Origin of the sequence: Pseudoxanthomonas broegbernensis (assembly GCF_014202435.1) — a bacterium.
Taxonomy (GTDB): domain Bacteria; phylum Pseudomonadota; class Gammaproteobacteria; order Xanthomonadales; family Xanthomonadaceae; genus Pseudoxanthomonas; species Pseudoxanthomonas broegbernensis.
On the sequence record NZ_JACHGU010000001.1, the window covers coordinates 352,198 to 369,244 of the forward strand.

Here is a 17,047-nt window from a genome sequence, read left to right on the forward strand (position 1 = left end):
CGGCGACCTTCCCCCGGACGCGGCATTCCCATGCACCCGGCTCAGGATATTCCCGCGGCGGCCGATCTGCTTGTGTCCCCCGGCCCTCGGTGGCGGGCTGTCGCCCCGACGCGCGCCACGGGCCGGAGACGCCTCCCTTCCCACTTCCCCCCGACCCGCATGACCCTCTTCCCACTCATCCTCATGGCCATCCTGGCGGGCTGGGCCGTCACCGCGACCCTGCTGGCGGCCAGCCTGGGCGGGCGGCTGCGGCGCGAGCGCCAGGAGCACGCCCAGGCGCAGGAACGGAACGCCCGCTACCGCGCCGCCCTGCGCCTGCTGGAAGGGAAGGCCGCCGCCATCGCCGCCCGGTTCGAGGCGCTGCAGCGCGAGCACGCCGACCTCAGGCAATCGGTCGAGGCCCGGGACCGGGCGCCCGTGGAGCGGCCGCTGCCGACGATCGTAGTCGACAGCCTCGACATCTCCGGGGAGGTCGGCACCCTGTTCGAGCACGTCGCGCGCGTGGCCGTGGCGATCAGGAACTACAGCGCCTATACCCGCGGGCACTACGGTCCGGAGCCGAACAAGGCCCGCTACGACCTGCTCTGGCTGGCGGACTGCCTGCACACCTTCGACCGGGTCGGGAAGGCGCTGGCGGCCGGAAGCCAGCGGGAACTGGCGGCGGCCAGTGGGGAGCTGCTGTCCATGTACGACATGTACCTCAAGGACGGCTCCGGCTACGACAGCCGCGATACCTTCAGGCGGCTGGCCGAGCGCGTGCCGCTGGCCGGCGTGACCGACGCCATCCGCTCGATCGCGATGAAGACCGCGCCGGACCCGGAGGAGGCCACGGGCGCGCAGGTTCCAGCCGCGGGCGCCGCGCCGCCGGTGTCCGCCGCCGCGCAGGGCTGAAGGAACGGTCCGCCGGCGGACGCTTTCCCGCGGCGCATCGCCACGGGTGTCCCGGCGCACGCCGGCGAGGGTCTATGCACCAGGGTTGCGCGCCTGGGGGTGCGCCTGCGCCCGTATCCGCCCGAGGGCGCTTGCCGGGGCCTGACGAGATGGCGTTCACCGCAACGGGAACGGGCGCCCTGCGGCGCCCGTTCCGTATCCATGCGGCATGGACGCCGCTCAGTAGCGGTAGTGCTCCGGCTTGTACGGGCCGTCCACCGGGATGCCCAGGTAGTCGGCCTGGGCCTGGGTCAGCCGGGTCAGCTTCACCCCGATCTTCTCCAGGTGCAGGCGCGCCACTTCCTCGTCCAGCTTCTTCGGCAGGCGGTAGACCTCCTTGCCGTAGGCGTCCTTGTTGGCCCACAGGTCGATCTGGGCCAGGGTCTGGTTGGAGAAGCTGTTGGACATCACGAAGCTGGGATGGCCGGTGGCGCAGCCCAGGTTCACCAGGCGGCCCTCGGCCAGCAGGAAGATCGAGTTGCCGGCTTTTCCATCGCTCGTCGCGAAGGTGAACTTGTCCACCTGCGGCTTGATGTTGGTCCGCACCGCGCCGGAGGCGTACAGCGCGTCGACCTGGATCTCGTTGTCGAAGTGGCCGATGTTGCAGACGATGGCCTGGTCCTTCATCGCCTGCATGTGGGCCAGGGTGATGATGTCCTTGTTGCCGGTGGTGGTGACGTAGATGTCGGCGGTGCCCAGGGTGTCTTCCACCGTGTTGACCTCGAAGCCCTCCATCGCCGCCTGCAGCGCGCAGATCGGGTCGACCTCGGTGACGACGACGCGGGCACCGTAGGCGCGCAGCGAGTGCGCCGAGCCCTTGCCGACGTCGCCGTAGCCGCACACCACGGCGACCTTGCCGGCCAGCATCACGTCCATCGCCCGCTTCAGGCCGTCGGCCAGCGACTCGCGGCAGCCGTACAGGTTGTCGAACTTGCTCTTGGTCACCGAGTCGTTGACGTTGATCGCCGGCACCAGCAGGGTGCCGGCCTCGGCCAACTGGTACAGGCGGTGCACGCCGGTGGTGGTTTCCTCGGACACGCCCTTCCAGTCGGCGACCACGCGGGTCCAGTAGCCGGGACGCTCGCCGGCCACGCGCTTGAGCAGGTTCTTGATCACCTGCTCCTCGTGGCTGCCGGAAGGCGTATCCACCCAGTCGCTGCCGTTCTCCAGCTCGTAGCCCTTGTGGATCAGCAAGGTCACGTCGCCGCCGTCGTCCACCACCAGCTCCGGGCCGGTCAGGGTGCCGTCGGGCAGGGCGAAGGTCAGCGCGTCCAGGGTGCAGTCCCAGTATTCCTCCAGGGTCTCGCCCTTCCAGGCGAACACCGGTGTGCCGGTGGCGGCGATCGCCGCGGCGGCGTGGTCCTGGGTGGAGAAGATGTTGCACGAGGCCCAGCGCACGTACGCGCCGATGTCCTTCAGGGTCTCGATCAGGACCGCGGTCTGGATGGTCATGTGCAGCGAGCCGGTCACGCGCACGCCCTTGAGCGGCTGCGCGGCGGCGTACTTGCGGCGGATCGACATCAGCCCGGGCATCTCGTGCTCGGCGATGTCGATTTCCTTGCGGCCCCAGTCGGCCAGGGCGATGTCGGCGACCTTGTAGTCGCCTTCGGTGGAGAAGGTCTTGGCGACGGCGTTCATTGCGGGTGCTCCGGTGTGGGGCGAGACGGGGTCTCGCTTTGGCCGGGCGCCGTTGTTGCATGTTCGTAACCTGCGCCGAGCCTGGCCGTGGAAGCCCGGCACGTCGAAGTGCCGGCGCCTGCGGAAGGTTCCGCCGGTCCACGGTCGCAGCGCCCCTCGGCGGGCGTCGCGCATTATATCGGCCCGGGCACGGTCCGGCGGCCGGCCGGGGGCGAGGAAGCCCGGCGCGGAGCCGTGCCGGCCTTCACGCGCGCACTCCCGCGGAACCCGGCGCGGTCGGGAGGCCGCGCGGCGCGCGGCGCGCCGGCGCCGCGGCGCGAACGCCTTCGGGAGCGCGGCGCGTGGGGGTGCCGCCGGCGGGCGTCGCGGGCGGATCGGAGGGCGTCCGGCGTACGCGGACGGCGCATTTGGACGGGGGTCGATTCGGTTGAAACTTTTGCGGCGGCGCACAAAACGCGGCTAAGCTCGGGAGTTCGCCCTTGATCTACGGAGTCGCGCGCTTCGATGAACGCCCCCCGCAACCTCGAATTCGCCTCCCCGGACCTGCCGCTGCGCGACGACGTGCGCCGCCTCGGCGCGCTGGTCGGCGACATGCTGGTCGAGCAGGTCTCGCCGGCCTTCCTCGACGAAGTGGAGCGGGTACGCACCACGGCCATCGCCCGGCGCCAGAACGGCGGGGAGATGGAATCGCTGTCGGCGCTGCTGGACGGCCTGGCGCCGGCGCACGCCGAGGCGCTGGTCCGTGCCTTCAGCACCTATTTCCAGGTGGTCAACATCGCCGAGCGGGTCCATCGCATCCGCCGCCGCCGCGACTACCAGCGCGCCGGCACCGGCGTGCCGCAGCCGGACAGCCTGCACGACGCGCTGCACCGGCTCAAGGACAAGGGCGTGACCCCGGCCGAGCTGGGCGGGTGGCTGGAGCGCATCGACATCGAGCCGGTGTTCACCGCGCACCCGACCGAGGCGGTGCGCCGCGCGCTGCTGGAGAAGGAGCAGCTCATGGTGGCCGCGCTGATCGACGACCTCGACGGCGGGCGTACCCCCGACGAGCGCGCCGCGGACCTGGCCCGCTTCCGCATGGCCCTGACCTCCACCTGGCAGACCGCCGATTCCTCGCCGGTGCGTCCGGACGTGGAGGACGAGCGCGAGCACGTCGGCTTCTACCTGACCGAGGTGCTGTACCGGATCATGCCGGCGTTCTACGAGACCCTGGAACAGGCCATCGGCGAGACCTTCGGCATCGCCACCGAGCTGCCGCGCCTGCTGCGCTTCGGCACCTGGGTCGGCGGCGACATGGACGGCAACCCGAACGTGGATGCCGGCACCATCCGCAACACCCTGCAGGTGCAGCGCCGCAACATCCTCGGCAAGTACCTCAAGGAACTGCAGCAACTGGCCACCCTGCTCACCCAGACCATCAGCGTGGTCGCCGTGGACCCGCAGGTGCTGGCCCAGGTCGAGCGCTACCGCGCGCTGCTGCCCGAGGCCGCCGCCGCCGCGCGCCCGCGCCATGCCGACATGCCGTACCGGCTGCTGATCGACCTGATGCGCGCGCGCCTGCAGGCCACCCTGGAGGACCGCGACGAGGGCTACGAGTCGCCGGAGGCGTTCGCCGCCGACATCGACCTGATCCGCAAGAGCCTGGAGCACAACCGCGGCATCCACGCCGGCTGGTTCTCGGTGCGCCGGCTGGTGTGGCGCCTGCGCACCTTCGGTTTTCACCTGGCGCGGCTGGACGTGCGCCAGGAGTCCAGCATGCACGCCCGCGCGGTGGCCGCGGCGCTGGGCGACGAGCAGTGGGAGTCGCGCGATGCGGTCGACCAGGCCACCCGCCTGGGCGCCTACGCCGCCGGCACCGAGGCGCTGCCGCAGGCGGACGACCCGGGCAACCAGCGCCTGGACGCGGTCTTCTCCGCGCTGGGCGATGCCCGCCGCAGCCATGGCGGCGACGCCGTGGGCGCCTACGTCATCAGCATGGCGCGCAGCCGCGCCGACGTGCTCACCGTGCTGGCCCTGGCTCGCCGCGGCGGCCTGGTTGCCGACGCCGGCCCGGCGTCGAAGGGACACGTCCCGCTGGACATCGCCCCGCTGTTCGAGACCGTGGACGACCTGCGCCAGGGGCCGGACACCCTGCGCGACCTGCTGGCCGACCCGGTGTACCGCGAGCACCTGGCCGCGCGCGACAACGTGCAGATGGTGATGCTGGGCTACTCCGACAGCGGCAAGGACGGCGGCATCGCCGCCTCGCGCTGGAGCCTGCAGCGCGCCCAGGTCGAGCTGATGCAGGCCGCCGAGGAGCTGGGCATCAAGCTGACCTTCTTCCATGGCCGCGGCGGTTCGCTCAGCCGCGGCGGCAGCAAGACCACCCGCGCGGTGGACGCCTCGCCGCGCGGCAGCGTCGACGGCCGCCTGCGGGTGACCGAGCAGGGCGAGGCGATCCATCGCCGCTACGGCATCCGTGCCCTGGCGCTGCGCTCGCTGGAGCAGGCCACCGGCGCGGTGCTGGTGTCCAGCATCCGCCCGCGCGCGCCGGAGCCGCGCGAGGAGCGGTGGCGCGAGGTCATGGCCACCGTGGCCGATGCCAGCAGCCGCGCCTACCGCGGCTTCGTCGGCGCGCCGCGGTTCATGGACTACTTCCGCAGCGCCACCCCGATCGACGTGATCGAGCGCATGACCCTGGGCTCGCGCCCCTCGCGCCGGCTCGGCCAGGATGCGGCGCTGACCAACCTGCGCGCGATCCCGTGGGTATTCGCCTGGAGCCAGGCGCGCGCGGTGATCCCCGGCTGGTACGGCGTGGGCAGCGGCCTGCAGGCGGCGGTGGCCGCGCACGGCGAGGACGTGCTGCGCGAGATGGGCCGCGACTGGCCCTTCTTCAAGGTGTTCCTGGACGACATCTCGATGGTCCTGGCCAAGGGCGACATCGACATCGCGCGGATGTTCTCGCACCTGGCCGGCGACGAGCTGCACCAGGAGTTCTTCCCGCGGATCGAGGCCGAGCATTCGCTCACCCGCGAATGGGTGCTGCGCCTGAACGGCAACGAATGGCTGCTGCAGCACGACCAGCGCCTGGCCCTGTCGATCCGCCTGCGCAACCCGTACGTGGACCCGATCAGCCTGCTCCAGGTGGACCTGCTGCGGCGCTGGCGCGCCAGCGGCCGCGAGGACGAGGCGCTGTTGCGGGCCCTGGTGGCCAGCGTCAACGGCGTCTCCCAGGGCGTGCAGAATACCGGCTGACCGGGGAAGGCCCGGGGGTGCCGGAGGGGGACGGGGGATGGAAGAGGGCAGCGGGCGTTACCAGCGGGTCAAGCGCATCGTCCTCGAGGCCCTGGAGCTGCAGGGCCGCGCGCGCGAAGCGCTGATCGAGCGCGAGACCGGCGGCGACCCGGGGCTGGCCCAGGAGGTCCGCGCGCTGCTGGCCGAGATGGAGGCCGACCCGACCCTGGCCGTATCGCTGCGGCCCGCGCCCGGCAACGACGACCCGGGCAGCGACCTCAGCGGCCAGGAGACCTCGGCGCAGACGCCGCGCGAGTACCGCCTGCTGCGCCGGCTGGGCGCCGGCGGCATGGGCGTGGTCTACCTGGCCGAGCGCAGCGACGGCGGCTTCGTGCAGAAGGTGGCGCTGAAGCTGCTCAACGCCGTGGCCGAAGCCTCGCCCGAACTGCGCGAGCGCTTCGCCCGCGAACGCGAGCTGCTGGCGCGGCTGGACCACCCCGGCATCGCCCGCCTGCTGGACGGCGGCATCCTCGCCGACGGCCGTCCGTTCCTGGCCATGGAATACGTGGAAGGCGAGCGGATCGACCTGCATGCCGAGCGGCTGCCGCTGAACGAACGCATCGCCCTGTTCGCCAAGGTCTGCGAGGCGGTGGCCGACGCCCATCGCTGCCTGGTCATCCATCGCGACCTCAAGCCGGCCAACATCCTGGTCGACGCCCGCGGCCAGCCGCGCCTGCTCGACTTCGGCATCGCCCGCCTGATCGAGGACGAGGACGTGGCCGCGCAGACCCAGACCGGCCAGCACGCCCTGACCCTGGCCTACGCCAGCCCGGAACAGGTGGCCTGCCAGCCGCTGACCACCGCCACCGACGTGTACTCGCTGGGCGCGGTGCTGTACCAGTTGGTTTGCGGCAGCGCGCCGTTCGCCGACGTCGATACCCCGGCCGGCCTGTACCACGCCATCGTCCGCACCGACGTGACCCCGCCCAGCCGGCGGGTGCGCCGCGGCGAGCCGCCGCCGCCGCGCGGCCGCGGCCGCGCGGTGCCGGCCGACATCGACGCGATCGTGCTCAAGGCCCTGCGCAAGGAGCCGGAGCAGCGCTACGCCTCGGTGGCCGCGCTGGCCGACGACCTGCATCGCTACCTGCGGCGCCGGCCGGTGGCCGCGCGCGGCGGCGAGCGCTGGTACCGCCTGCGCCGCTTCCTGCGCCGCAACGCCTGGTCCATCGCCGGCGCGGCGGTGGTCGCCCTGTCGGTGCTGGCCGGCCTGGTCGCCTCGCTGTACGCGTTGCGCGAGGCGCGCGTGCAGCAGGCGGTGGCGGAGACGCGGGGCCGCGACCTGCAACGGATCGTGGATTTCCAGCAGTCGATGCTGGAAGGCGTGGACATCGATGCGATGGGCCATGCGCTGACCGACACCCAGCAGCGGCAGGTGCTGGCGGCGCTGGCCGGGCAGCCGCCGGGAACGGCGCTGGAGGAGCGGCTGGAGCAGGCGTTCGCGCAGGTCGGGGCGCCGTCCATCGCGCGCGATGCATTGGATGAGCACGTGGTTTCGTACGCGCTGTCGCGGCTGGACCAGGATTTTTCGGACGCGCCGCTGCTGGCGGCGGACATGCGCCAGTCGCTGGCCCGGGTGCTGATGGCGATCGGCCACTACCCGCACGCGGCCGAAGAGCTGCGGCGCGTGCTGGAGGCCCGCTTGGTGGCGCTGCCGGCCACCGACGCCAGGAGGCTTTCGGCACGGGTCGACCTGGGCCAGGCGCTGCACCTGCAGGCCCAGGACGAGGAGGCCGGCCGGGTATTGGCCCGCGCCCTGGACGATGCCGCGCGGCTGCCGCCGCTGGACCCGCTGCGGCGCGCGGCCGAGGCGGGCGCGGCGCGGGTGACGGCGGCCCGGGGCGGGTTGCAGGCGGCGCTGGCCCGGCAGGGCGAACTGCGCGATGCCTGGATGGCGGCGCTGCCGGAGAACGACCTGGAACTGCTCGCGCTGCGCCGCGACTACGCGGACACGCTGGTCAAGCTGGGCCGGCGCGACGACGCCCAGACGGAGATGGAGCATCTGCTGCCCCTGTACGTGGCGCGCTTCGGCGAGGATTCCAACAAGACCCTGGCGGTGAAGCAGGTCCTGGCCGAGCACGCCTTCACCCGCCACGATTTCGAGAAGTCCGCCGAATTGGCCCGCGCCGTGGCCGAGGCGCGCGAGCGGCGGTTGGGCGCCGAGCACCCGGACACCCTGAGCGCATGGGGTACGGCCGCCACCAGCCTGGTGCGCCTGGCGGTCACGCCGGAGGACTTCGTCCAGGTGCACGCGCTGCTGGACCGGCTGCTGCGGGTGCAGGGGCGCATCCTGGGCATGGACCACCCGGCCACCCGCCAGTTCGTGGTCGACCGGATCCGCCTGCTGAGCAAGGAGGAGCGCCAGGAGGAGGCGCTCGCGCTGCAGCGCGAGCACTACGCGCGCTGCCTGCATGCGCTGGGCGCCGAGCATCCGGACACGTTGTTCGCGCGCGGCTCGCTGGCCAGCCTGCTCAGCTACGCGGGCCGCTACGACGAGGCCCGTGCGCATGCGCAGGCCACCCTGGACGCCCAGCGCCGGGTGATGGGCATCGAGCACCCGATCGGCACGGCCACGCTGGACCTGATCGGCCGGATCGAGCGTGGCGCCGGCAATTGGGAGGCCTCGCGCGATGCCCATGCCCAGGCGCTGGAGATCCGCGCGCGCACCCGCGGCATGCTGGACGCGCACACCATCGAGAGCGCCTCGCGCCTGTACGTGTCGCTGTACCACCTGCACGACGAGGCCGGCATGGCCGACATCCGCGCCCGCTTCCTCGACCCAGTGATCGCGCTGGACCCGGGGACGATCAACGCCAGCATGCGCAGCGTGCGCGATGCCTCGTTGCGGGCGCTGGAGGGGCGCTGGGAATAGCGCCCTGGCCTGGAGCCGCGCCCCGGCGGGCTGACCCAAGTCGCCGGCCGGCGGCGTCGCCTGCGGTCGGACGACGGACCAAAAAAAGAACGGGCCGCGCGAGCGGCCCGTTCCGGTGGCACGGAGGCGGGCGCGGGCCTACTTCAGCTTGGCATCGGCGCGCAGCGCCTCGGCGCGGTCGGTCTTCTCCCACGAGAACGCGGTGGCGGCCTGCTTCTTGCCGGCCGCGTCGGCGTAGCTCACTTGCTGCGGCTTGCGGCCGAAGTGGCCGTAGGCGGCGGTGGCCTGGTACACCGGGTGGATCAGGTCGAGCATCTTGACGATGCCGTAGGGGCGCAGGTCGAAGTGCCTGCGGATCAGCTTCTCGATCCTGTCGTCGCCGATCTTGCCGGTGCCGAAGGTGGTGACCGAGATCGAGGTCGGCTCGGCCACGCCGATGGCGTAGGAGAGCTGCACCTCGCACTTGTCGGCCAGGCCGGCGGCGACGATGTTCTTGGCCACGTAGCGGGCGGCGTAGGCGGCCGAGCGGTCCACCTTCGACGGGTCCTTGCCGGAGAACGCGCCGCCGCCGTGGCGGGCCATGCCGCCGTAGGTGTCGACGATGATCTTGCGGCCGGTCAGGCCGCAGTCGCCCACCGGCCCGCCGATCACGAAGATGCCGGTCGGGTTGATGTGCACCTTCTTCCTGGGCAGCGACTCCAGCCACTTCCTGGGCAGCACCGGCTTGAGGATGTGCTCGTACACGCCGTCGAACAGGTCCTTGTACTTCACTCCCGGGTCGTGCTGGGTGGACAGCACCACCGCGTCCAGGCCGATCACCTTGTGCGCGTCGTCGTAGCGCAGGGTGACCTGCGACTTGGCGTCCGGGCGCAGCCACGGCAGCGGCGAGTTCTTCTTCTTGCGGATCTTGGCCTGCTGCTCGACCAGGCGGTGGCTGTAGTAGATCGGCGCCGGCATGAACTCCGGGGCCTCGTTGCAGGCGTAGCCGAACATCAGGCCCTGGTCGCCGGCGCCCTGTTCCTCGGGCTTCCTGCGGTCCACGCCGGCGGCGATGTCCGGGGACTGCTTGCCGAGCATGTTGATGATGGCGCAGGTGTGGCCGTCGAAGCCGACGTTGGAGTTGTCGTAGCCGATCTGGTTGATCACCCGGCGCGCCAGCGCCTCGATGTCCACCCACGCGGTGGTGGTGACCTCGCCGGCGATGATCGCCGCGCCGGTCTTCACCAGGGTCTCGCAGGCCACGCGGGCGCGCTTGTCCTGGGCCAGGATGGCGTCGAGGACGGCGTCGGAGATCTGGTCGGCGATCTTGTCCGGATGGCCTTCGGAGACCGACTCGGAGGTGAAGAGATAGCTGGACATCGAGGCTCCTGGGACGTATCCCTGTATTCGGATGAAGAGATGGGTGCGCATGATACACGGGCGCGGGCCACGGTGCATTGTGCCGGGGCAGGGGTTAAACGGGTGGAAGGCGGTGGCCGGCCGCGCGGTTGCGGGTATCCGCCCGGGCCGGTCGGGCCTGGGGTGCCGCGGGCCCGGCTGCTAGCATCCGGCGCATGGATTCGCTCACCCAGATTCTCCTCGGCGGCGCGGTCGCCGCCGCCATCGCGCCTGCTTCGCACCGTCGCGCGGCCCTGCTGGCCGGCGCCGCGCTGGGCACCCTGCCGGACCTGGACGCGCTGCCGATCATGCTGTTCAGCGACGACCCGGTCGTGCTGATGACGGTGCACCGCAGCTTCAGCCATTCGCTGCTGGTGCTTCCGCTGGTCGCCTGGGCGGTCTGGTGGCTGTTCCGCCGCTACGGCCGCGGCCGGGTGGCGGAGGCGCCCGGCCGTTGGTTCTGGGCGATCCAACTGGCGCTGCTCACCCATCCCGTGCTGGACGCCTTCACCGTCTACGGCACCCAGTTGTGGTGGCCGCTGCCGGTGGCGCCGACGATGTGGTCGAGCGTGTTCATCATCGATCCGCTCTACACGGTGTGGCTGCTGCTGGCCTGCGCGGTGGCCTGGCTGGCCCGCGCGCGGCCGCTGGCGCGGCATGCGCTGCTGGTCGGGCTGGCCTTGAGCAGCGCCTACCTGGGCTGGTCGCTGGTGGCCAAGGGCATGGTCGAGCGCGAGGCGCAGCGCAGCCTGGCGGCGATGGGCCTGGGAGACGCACCGCGCTTCTCGGTGCCGATGCCGTTCAACACGCTGTTGTGGCGGGTGGTGGCGATGACCCCATCCGGTTTCGTCGAAGGCGAGCGCTCGCTGGTGGCCGACCGCGGGCCGATGCAGTTCCGCGGCCATCCGTCGAACGCGCAGGCGCTGGCCGAGGCCGGCGACGTCCCCGCGGTGCGCCGGCTGGCCTGGTTCAATCATGGCTTCATGAAGGCGCGCGAGCGCGATGGCCGCCTGGAGCTGAGCGACCTGCGCATGGGCGCCGAGCCGGACTACACCTTCGTGTTCGCGGTGGCACAGCGCGACGGCGGCCACTGGCGCGCGATCCCGCCGCAGCAGTTGCGCGAACCCTGGCAGGCGCGGCGCCGGCTGGGGCAGATGTGGCAGCGCATCTGGCAGGCGCCGGCGGCGGTGGCCGGCAGCGGGCAGGCGGTCCCCGCGGCGGCCGAGTGAGGCGATGCGCGGCACCGGTCGCCGGTCCGCGCTTCTTGCGCTTCCTTGCAGGAGCCGGGTCCAGCCGGTGTCCCCATGTCCGTGCAGTCGGCCCGCTTTCCTGGCGCCGGGAACCGTCGCCGGCTGAGTCCGATTCCTAGGCGACCAAGGGGGCAGCGCGGTGCGCAGGCACGGCCGCTCCGCCGCCAAGGCCGGCCCTAGGCCGCGTCGGGCAGCGCCGGTGCCAGCCCGGCTTCCAGCGCATGGAAGTAGTCGCCGGTCAGTTCCAGTTGTTCGTGCGCGGTCCGGGCGCGGTTGACCACGGCGCGGAAGGCCGCGTTCTCCGGGCGGTCCTTGGCGTACCAGCCCAGGTGCTTGCGGGCGATGCGCACGCCGTGTTCCTCGCCGTAGAACGCATGCAGCGCCCGCAGGTGACCCAGCAGGATCTCGCGCACCTGGGCCAGCGGCGGTGGGGGCAGTTCCTCGCCGGTGGCCAGGAAGTGGGCGATCTCGCGGAAGATCCACGGCCGTCCCTGCGCGGCGCGGCCGACCATCACCGCGTCGGCGCCGGTGTCGCGCAGCACCTGCGCGGCGCGGCGCGGCGAGTCGACGTCGCCGTTGGCGATCACCGGGATGCGCAGGTCGGCCTTGATCCGGGCGATGGTGTCGTACTCGGCGCGGCCGGCGTAGTGCTGGTCGCGGGTGCGGCCGTGCACGGTCAGGGCCTGGATGCCGGCGGCCTGGGCGATGCGCGCGATCGTCGGCGCGTTGCGATGGTCCGCGTCCCAGCCGGTGCGGATCTTCAGCGTCACCGGCACGTTCACCGCGGCCACCACCGCCTCCAGGATGCGCCCCACCAGCGCCTCGTCGCGCATCAGCGCCGAGCCGGCCCAGGCGTTGCACACCTTCTTGGCCGGGCAGCCCATGTTGATGTCGATGAGCTGCGCGCCGTGCTCGACGTTGTGGCGCGCGGCATGCGCCAGTTGCGCCGGTTCGGTGCCGGCGATCTGCACGCTCACCGGTTCCGGCTCGCCGGCATGGTCCATGCGGTGCAGCGACTTGCGGGTGTTCCAGAAGCGCGGGTCGCTGATGGTCATTTCCGACACCGCCAGCCCCGCGCCCAGGCCCTTGCACAGCAGCCGGAACGGCTTGTCGGTGACCCCGGCCATCGGGGCCAGGACCACGCGCGGATGGATGGAATAGGGGCCGATGCGCATGGCGTCATTCTAAGGGCGCCCGCGCCGGACATCCCTTCCTTCGCCCGGATGACGCCAGCGACGAGCGCGCTGCCGCGCAGCGGGGCGCACCGCGCGTTCGCCTCACTGGCCGAAGCGCGCCTCCACCTCGGCCCGCAGCGGCATGGCCAGCGCCGCGCCGGCGCGCTCGGTGGACAGGCCGGCATAGCGGTTGGCGAAGCGTACCTGCGCGCAGAACGGCTGCCCGGGGGCGCGCGCGAGCGCGGCAGCCAGGGCGCCGTTGAAGGCATCGCCGGCGCCGGTGGTGTCGATGGCCGCCACGCTTTCGGCGCCGAGGCGGTAGCCCGGCTGGGCATCGCCGCGCGGCGCGTGCGCCGGGTGCGAGACGAACACGCCGACCGATCCCAGGGTCACCACCACGCTGCCGTGGGGCAGCAGCTTGCGGCACAGCGCGTGCAGACTGGCGCCGTCCAGCGCGGCCACCGCGTCGGCGTCCACCCGTTCGCCCACGTGGCGGGCGAGCAGGGCGGCGAACTCGGTCTCGTTGGGCGTCAGCAGGTCGGCCAGGCGCAGCAGGCCGGCGGTGGTGGCCGCATCGGCCGGCGCCGGGTTGAGCAGGGTGGTCGCGCCGGCATGGCGCGCGCCGTCCAGCGCCGCCGCGATCGCCTCCGGCGGCGATTCGAGCTGGGCCAGCACCACGTCGCCGCGCGCCGGCCGCGCCGCGCCGGAGGTGGCGTGCACCGGGTCGAGCGTGCCGTTGGCGCCGGCGCCGACGACGATGGTGTTGCGCCCGCGCGCATCCACGTAGATGCCCGCCGTGCCGGTGGGCAGCTCGCTGGCCTGGGCATGCAGGGCGATGCCCTCGGCCGCGGCCAGGTCGCGGGCCAGGGTGCCGCCGGCGTCGTCGCCCAGGGCGCAGGCGAACGTGGTGGCGGCCCCCGCGCGGGCGGCCGCCATGGCCTGGTTGAAGCCCTTGCCGCCGGGCCCGCTGGCGTACCGGCCGGCGAGGGTGGCGCCCACCGCCGGCAGCTCGGCGCAGTGCCAGACGTGGTCCACGTTGAACGAACCCACGACGATGACCGAACCCATGTGCGACCTCCGCATCGCGGTGGAGAAAACGGCGCGCCGGCAGGCGGGCCCGCGCGGCGCCGGAATCAGCCCAGGTGCGTCAGCACCCCGGCGATGGTGGCGGTCATCAGCGTGGCGATGCTGCCGCCGAGCACCGCGCGCAGCCCGAACCGGGCCAGGTCCTGGCGCCGCTCCGGCGCCAGCCCGCCGATGCCGCCGATCTGGATGGCGATCGAGCTGAAGTTGGCGAAGCCGCACAGCGCGTAGGTCGCGATCAGGCGGCCCTGCTCGGTCAGGGCCACGCCGCCCACCCGGCCGTTGACGATGTCGGCCAGTTGCAGGTAGGCGACGAACTCGTTGATCACCACCTTCTGCCCGATCAGCGAGCCCACCGTGGTCGCGTCCTGCCACGGCACCCCGATCACCCAGGCGATGGGCGCCAGCAGCCAGCCGAAGATCGTGGACAGGTCGGTGGGCCGGCCCAGCATGGCCTGCAGCCCGGTCGCCTCGCCGATCCAGGTCAGCGGCCAGTTGACCATGGCGATCAGGGCGATGAAGGCCAGCAGCATTGCGCCGATGTTCAGGGCCAGGCGCAGGCCGTCGCTGGCGCCGGCCGCGGCCGCGTCGATCACGTTGGCGGTGGTCTTCTCCACCTCCATCCTCACCGTGCCGCGGGTCAGCGGCTCGCCGGTCTCCGGGACCAGGATCTTGGCCACCACCAGGGTGGCCGGCGCAGCCATGATGCTGGCCGCCAGCAGGTGCTTGGCGTAGAACGCCTGCTGCTCCGGGTCGCCGCCGCCGAGCATGCCCACGTAGGCGGCCAGCACGCCGCCGGCGATGTGGGCCATGCCGCCGATCATCATCGTGAGCAGCTCCGACTCGGTCATCCGGGCGATGTACGGGCGCACGGTCAGCGGCGCCTCGGTCTGGCCGATGAACACGCTGGCGCACACGCTGGTGGTCTCCGCGCCGGACACGCGCATGACCTTGGTGATCGCCCAGGCCATGGCCCGCACCACCGCCTGCATCACCCCCAGGTGGTACAGCACGCCCATCAGCGAGGCGAAGAAGATGATGGTTGGCAGCACCTGGAAGGCGAAGATGAAGCCGTAGGTCGAGACGTCCATCAGGTCGCCGAAGATGAAGGCCGACCCGGTGTTGACGAAGGCCAGGATCCTGACGAAGCCATGGCCCAGCGCATCGAACACCTCGCGCCCGCCCGGCACCAGCAGCACCAGCGCGGCGAAGGCGATCTGCAGGGCCACCCCGGTGCCCGCCAGCTTCCAGTCCACCGCGCGCTTGTTGTTCGAGAACAGCCAGACGATGCCGACCAGCACGGCCAATCCGAACAGGCCGAAGCCGATCCGCCCGAGTGCCTCGATCATGGAATGCCCTGGGTATGTTTGAGGACCCGCGGAAGCCTAGCAGGTCGACGGTGGACGCGTCCGTCGCGCCGGCGCTTACACTGCCGCCATCGCGCGCTCCATGGAGAACGAACATGCACTACCGCCGCCTCGGCGCTTCCGGCCTGCAGCTCTCGGCGCTCTCGTTCGGCGCGTGGATGACCTTCGGCCGCCAGGTCGGCCGCAACCAGGCGCGCGAACTGGTCGCCGCGGCCTGGGACCACGGCGTCAACTTCTTCGACAACGCCGAGGCCTATGCCAATGGCGAGGCCGAGCGGGTGATGGGCGACGTGATCGCCGACCTGCGCCTGCCGCGCGACGGCTTCTGCGTCTCCAGCAAGGTGTTCTTCGGCGCGGCCCAGGCGCCGCGCCCCACCCAGCGCGGGCTGTCGCGCAAGCACGTGATCGACGCCTGCCACGCGGCGCTGCGGCGCCTGCGCGTGGACTACCTGGACCTGTACTACTGCCACCGCCCCGATCCGGACACGCCGGTGGAGGAGACCGTGGCGGCGATGGACCTGCTGGTGCGGCAGGGCAAGGTGCTGTACTGGGGTACCTCGGAATGGCCGGAGGCGCTGATCCGCGAGGCGGCGAAGTTCGCGCGCGGCCACCACCTGGCCGCGCCGGCGATGGAGCAGCCGCAGTACAACCTGCTGCACCGCGAGCGGGTGGAGCTGGAGTACGCGCCGCTGTATTCCGAACTGGGCCTGGGCATGACCACCTGGTCGCCGCTGGCCTCGGGCCTGCTGACCGGCAAGTACGCCGGCGGCGTGGGCGCGGAAGGGCGGCTGGCCCGGCCCGAGGCCGGATGGCTGCAGGAACAGGTGGTCGGCGACGGCGGCGAGCGCCGGCTGGAGCGCGCGGGGCGCTTCGCCGAGGCGGCCGCCGAACTGGGCGAGCGGCCGGCCCCGCTGGCCATCGCCTGGTGCCTGCGCAACCCGCACGTGAGCAGCGTGATCCTGGGCGCCAGCGGCACCGCGCAGTTGCTGGAGAATCTGGGCGCGCTGGAACTGAGCGCGCGCTACGACGAGCCGGTATGGCGCCGGCTGGAGGCGGCGGTGATGCAATGACCGCTTGACATGCGAATGCGAACAATTATCATTCATCGGGTTCCGCGCATTCCTCCCTGGAGCTCCGCCATGAACGTGCATCGCCTGACCCTGCCGCACTCCTCCGCCCCGAACGCCGTCTCCGCCGTCCCCGCCGCCGTTCCGGAGGCGCTGGACAGCGAACACCTGCTCAAGGGCCGGCGCGAGATCCTGATCCGCCATGGCGACAAGCTCTACCGCCTGCGCCATACCAGCAACGACAAGCTGATCCTGACCAAGTGACCGCCGCCGCGCGTCCGTCGGCGATGCCCGGCATGGCGCCGAGGCGGCGATAGCCATGGCCCGCCTTGCCCCGGGCATGGCCCAGATCGTGGCGAACGCGGCGGCGCACCGCGGCGCGGCGCTGCCGCAGCCGCGGCAACTGGCCGAACTGGGTACGGTGCTGTGCATGTACCGCCCGCAGCGGGGCAGCGAACTGGCCGGCTGGACCCAGGCGGTGCGCGCCGAGTGCCGCACCGGCATGGACAGCGACGGTCCGTACGAGAGCCTGCGGTTCTTCGATTGCCATGGGCGCTGCTGCTGGCGTTTGTTCCTGTTGCCGGACAGCGACTTCCTCGCCTGGGACATCCTGGTCGCGCAGTTGCCCGCCCGCGCCGAGGAGGAAGGCGCGCAGGGCGGGGTCACCGAGCGCCTGTGGCGGCGGCTGGCCGGGCGCCTGGGCGGCGGCGACTGGCGGCTGTGCGCACTGCGCCTGCATGCCCTGCCGCAGTCCGGGTGGACGGCGGCCCTGGCCGCCAGCCCGGCGCCGGTGTCGGCGGTGGGCGTGGCGATCGCCCGCCGCATCGCCCGCCAGGAAGGCGCCGTCGGCGAAGTGAGATTGGACGACTGCTGCTGCGCCGGCGCGGCGGTGGCGACGGGGCTCTCTCCCACCGGTGGCAGCGAGGTGCCGCTGGTCAGGCTGTAGCACGTGGACCTCGCACCGCCACGGATGGCGCCCTCCCATCACGCACGGAGCCGAACATGCGCCGGTCGCCCT

Annotated in this window: 12 protein-coding genes and 1 riboswitch; of the genes, 7 read left to right on the forward strand and 5 right to left on the reverse strand. The window is 72.3% G+C overall.

Features of this window, described 5'->3' with window-relative positions:
- Positions 1-159 precede the first annotated feature (159 nt).
- Complete coding sequence (locus HNR76_RS01530) at positions 160-891, forward strand: hypothetical protein (RefSeq protein WP_246428953.1); 732 nt, start codon at positions 160-162, stop codon at positions 889-891.
- Positions 892-1,110: 219 nt separating this feature from the next.
- Here HNR76_RS01530 and ahcY read toward each other — a convergent pair whose 3' ends face one another.
- Positions 1,111-2,568, reverse strand: a complete 1,458-nt coding sequence (gene ahcY / locus HNR76_RS01535; RefSeq protein WP_162311293.1) for an adenosylhomocysteinase — start codon at positions 2,566-2,568, stop codon at positions 1,111-1,113.
- Between the two features lie 37 nt (positions 2,569-2,605).
- A riboswitch (S-adenosyl-L-homocysteine riboswitch) is annotated at positions 2,606-2,732 on the reverse strand.
- A gap of 340 nt (positions 2,733-3,072) precedes the next feature.
- Between ahcY and ppc the strand changes: the two genes are divergently transcribed.
- Complete coding sequence (ppc, locus tag HNR76_RS01540) at positions 3,073-5,802, forward strand: phosphoenolpyruvate carboxylase (protein ID WP_162311292.1); 2,730 nt, start codon at positions 3,073-3,075, stop codon at positions 5,800-5,802.
- A gap of 37 nt (positions 5,803-5,839) precedes the next feature.
- Positions 5,840-8,710 carry a serine/threonine-protein kinase gene (locus tag HNR76_RS01545; protein WP_162311178.1) on the forward strand — a complete coding sequence of 957 codons (2,871 nt, stop codon included), beginning with the start codon at positions 5,840-5,842 and terminating at the stop codon, positions 8,708-8,710.
- A 138-nt stretch (positions 8,711-8,848) separates the two neighbouring features.
- Here HNR76_RS01545 and metK read toward each other — a convergent pair whose 3' ends face one another.
- Positions 8,849-10,069 carry a methionine adenosyltransferase gene (gene metK, locus HNR76_RS01550; protein ID WP_162311179.1) on the reverse strand — a complete coding sequence of 407 codons (1,221 nt, stop codon included), beginning with the start codon at positions 10,067-10,069 and terminating at the stop codon, positions 8,849-8,851.
- A gap of 194 nt (positions 10,070-10,263) precedes the next feature.
- On the opposite strand from metK, the gene HNR76_RS01555 reads away from it, so the two are divergent.
- Entirely contained in the window at positions 10,264-11,316 is a 1,053-nt protein-coding gene (locus tag HNR76_RS01555; RefSeq protein WP_162311180.1) for a metal-dependent hydrolase, read from the forward strand.
- A 197-nt stretch (positions 11,317-11,513) separates the two neighbouring features.
- Here the strand turns inward: HNR76_RS01555 and dusB are convergent, their stop codons facing one another.
- From dusB to HNR76_RS01570, 3 genes are all read right to left on the reverse strand, one after another.
- Entirely contained in the window at positions 11,514-12,512 is a 999-nt protein-coding gene (gene dusB / locus HNR76_RS01560) for a tRNA dihydrouridine synthase DusB (RefSeq protein WP_162311181.1), read from the reverse strand.
- 102 nt (positions 12,513-12,614) lie between these two features.
- The gene (locus HNR76_RS01565; RefSeq protein ID WP_162311182.1) at positions 12,615-13,580 is read right to left on the reverse strand and encodes a ribokinase; all 966 of its coding nucleotides are present in this window, start codon (positions 13,578-13,580) and stop codon (positions 12,615-12,617) included.
- 65 nt (positions 13,581-13,645) lie between these two features.
- The gene (locus tag HNR76_RS01570) at positions 13,646-14,944 is read right to left on the reverse strand and encodes a NupC/NupG family nucleoside CNT transporter (protein WP_162311183.1); all 1,299 of its coding nucleotides are present in this window, start codon (positions 14,942-14,944) and stop codon (positions 13,646-13,648) included.
- Positions 14,945-15,057: 113 nt separating this feature from the next.
- Here HNR76_RS01570 and HNR76_RS01575 point away from each other — a divergent pair, with 113 nt between their 5' ends.
- From HNR76_RS01575 to HNR76_RS01585, 3 genes are all read left to right on the forward strand, one after another.
- Positions 15,058-16,032, forward strand: coding sequence for an aldo/keto reductase (locus HNR76_RS01575; protein WP_162311184.1), 975 nt, complete (start codon positions 15,058-15,060; stop codon positions 16,030-16,032).
- A 69-nt stretch (positions 16,033-16,101) separates the two neighbouring features.
- Entirely contained in the window at positions 16,102-16,293 is a 192-nt protein-coding gene (hemP, locus tag HNR76_RS01580) for a hemin uptake protein HemP (protein WP_162311185.1), read from the forward strand.
- A gap of 55 nt (positions 16,294-16,348) precedes the next feature.
- On the forward strand, positions 16,349-16,975 hold the full coding sequence (locus tag HNR76_RS01585; RefSeq protein WP_425501798.1) for a Hemin transport protein: 627 nt from the start codon (positions 16,349-16,351) through the stop codon (positions 16,973-16,975).
- Positions 16,976-17,047: the final 72 nt, after the last annotated feature.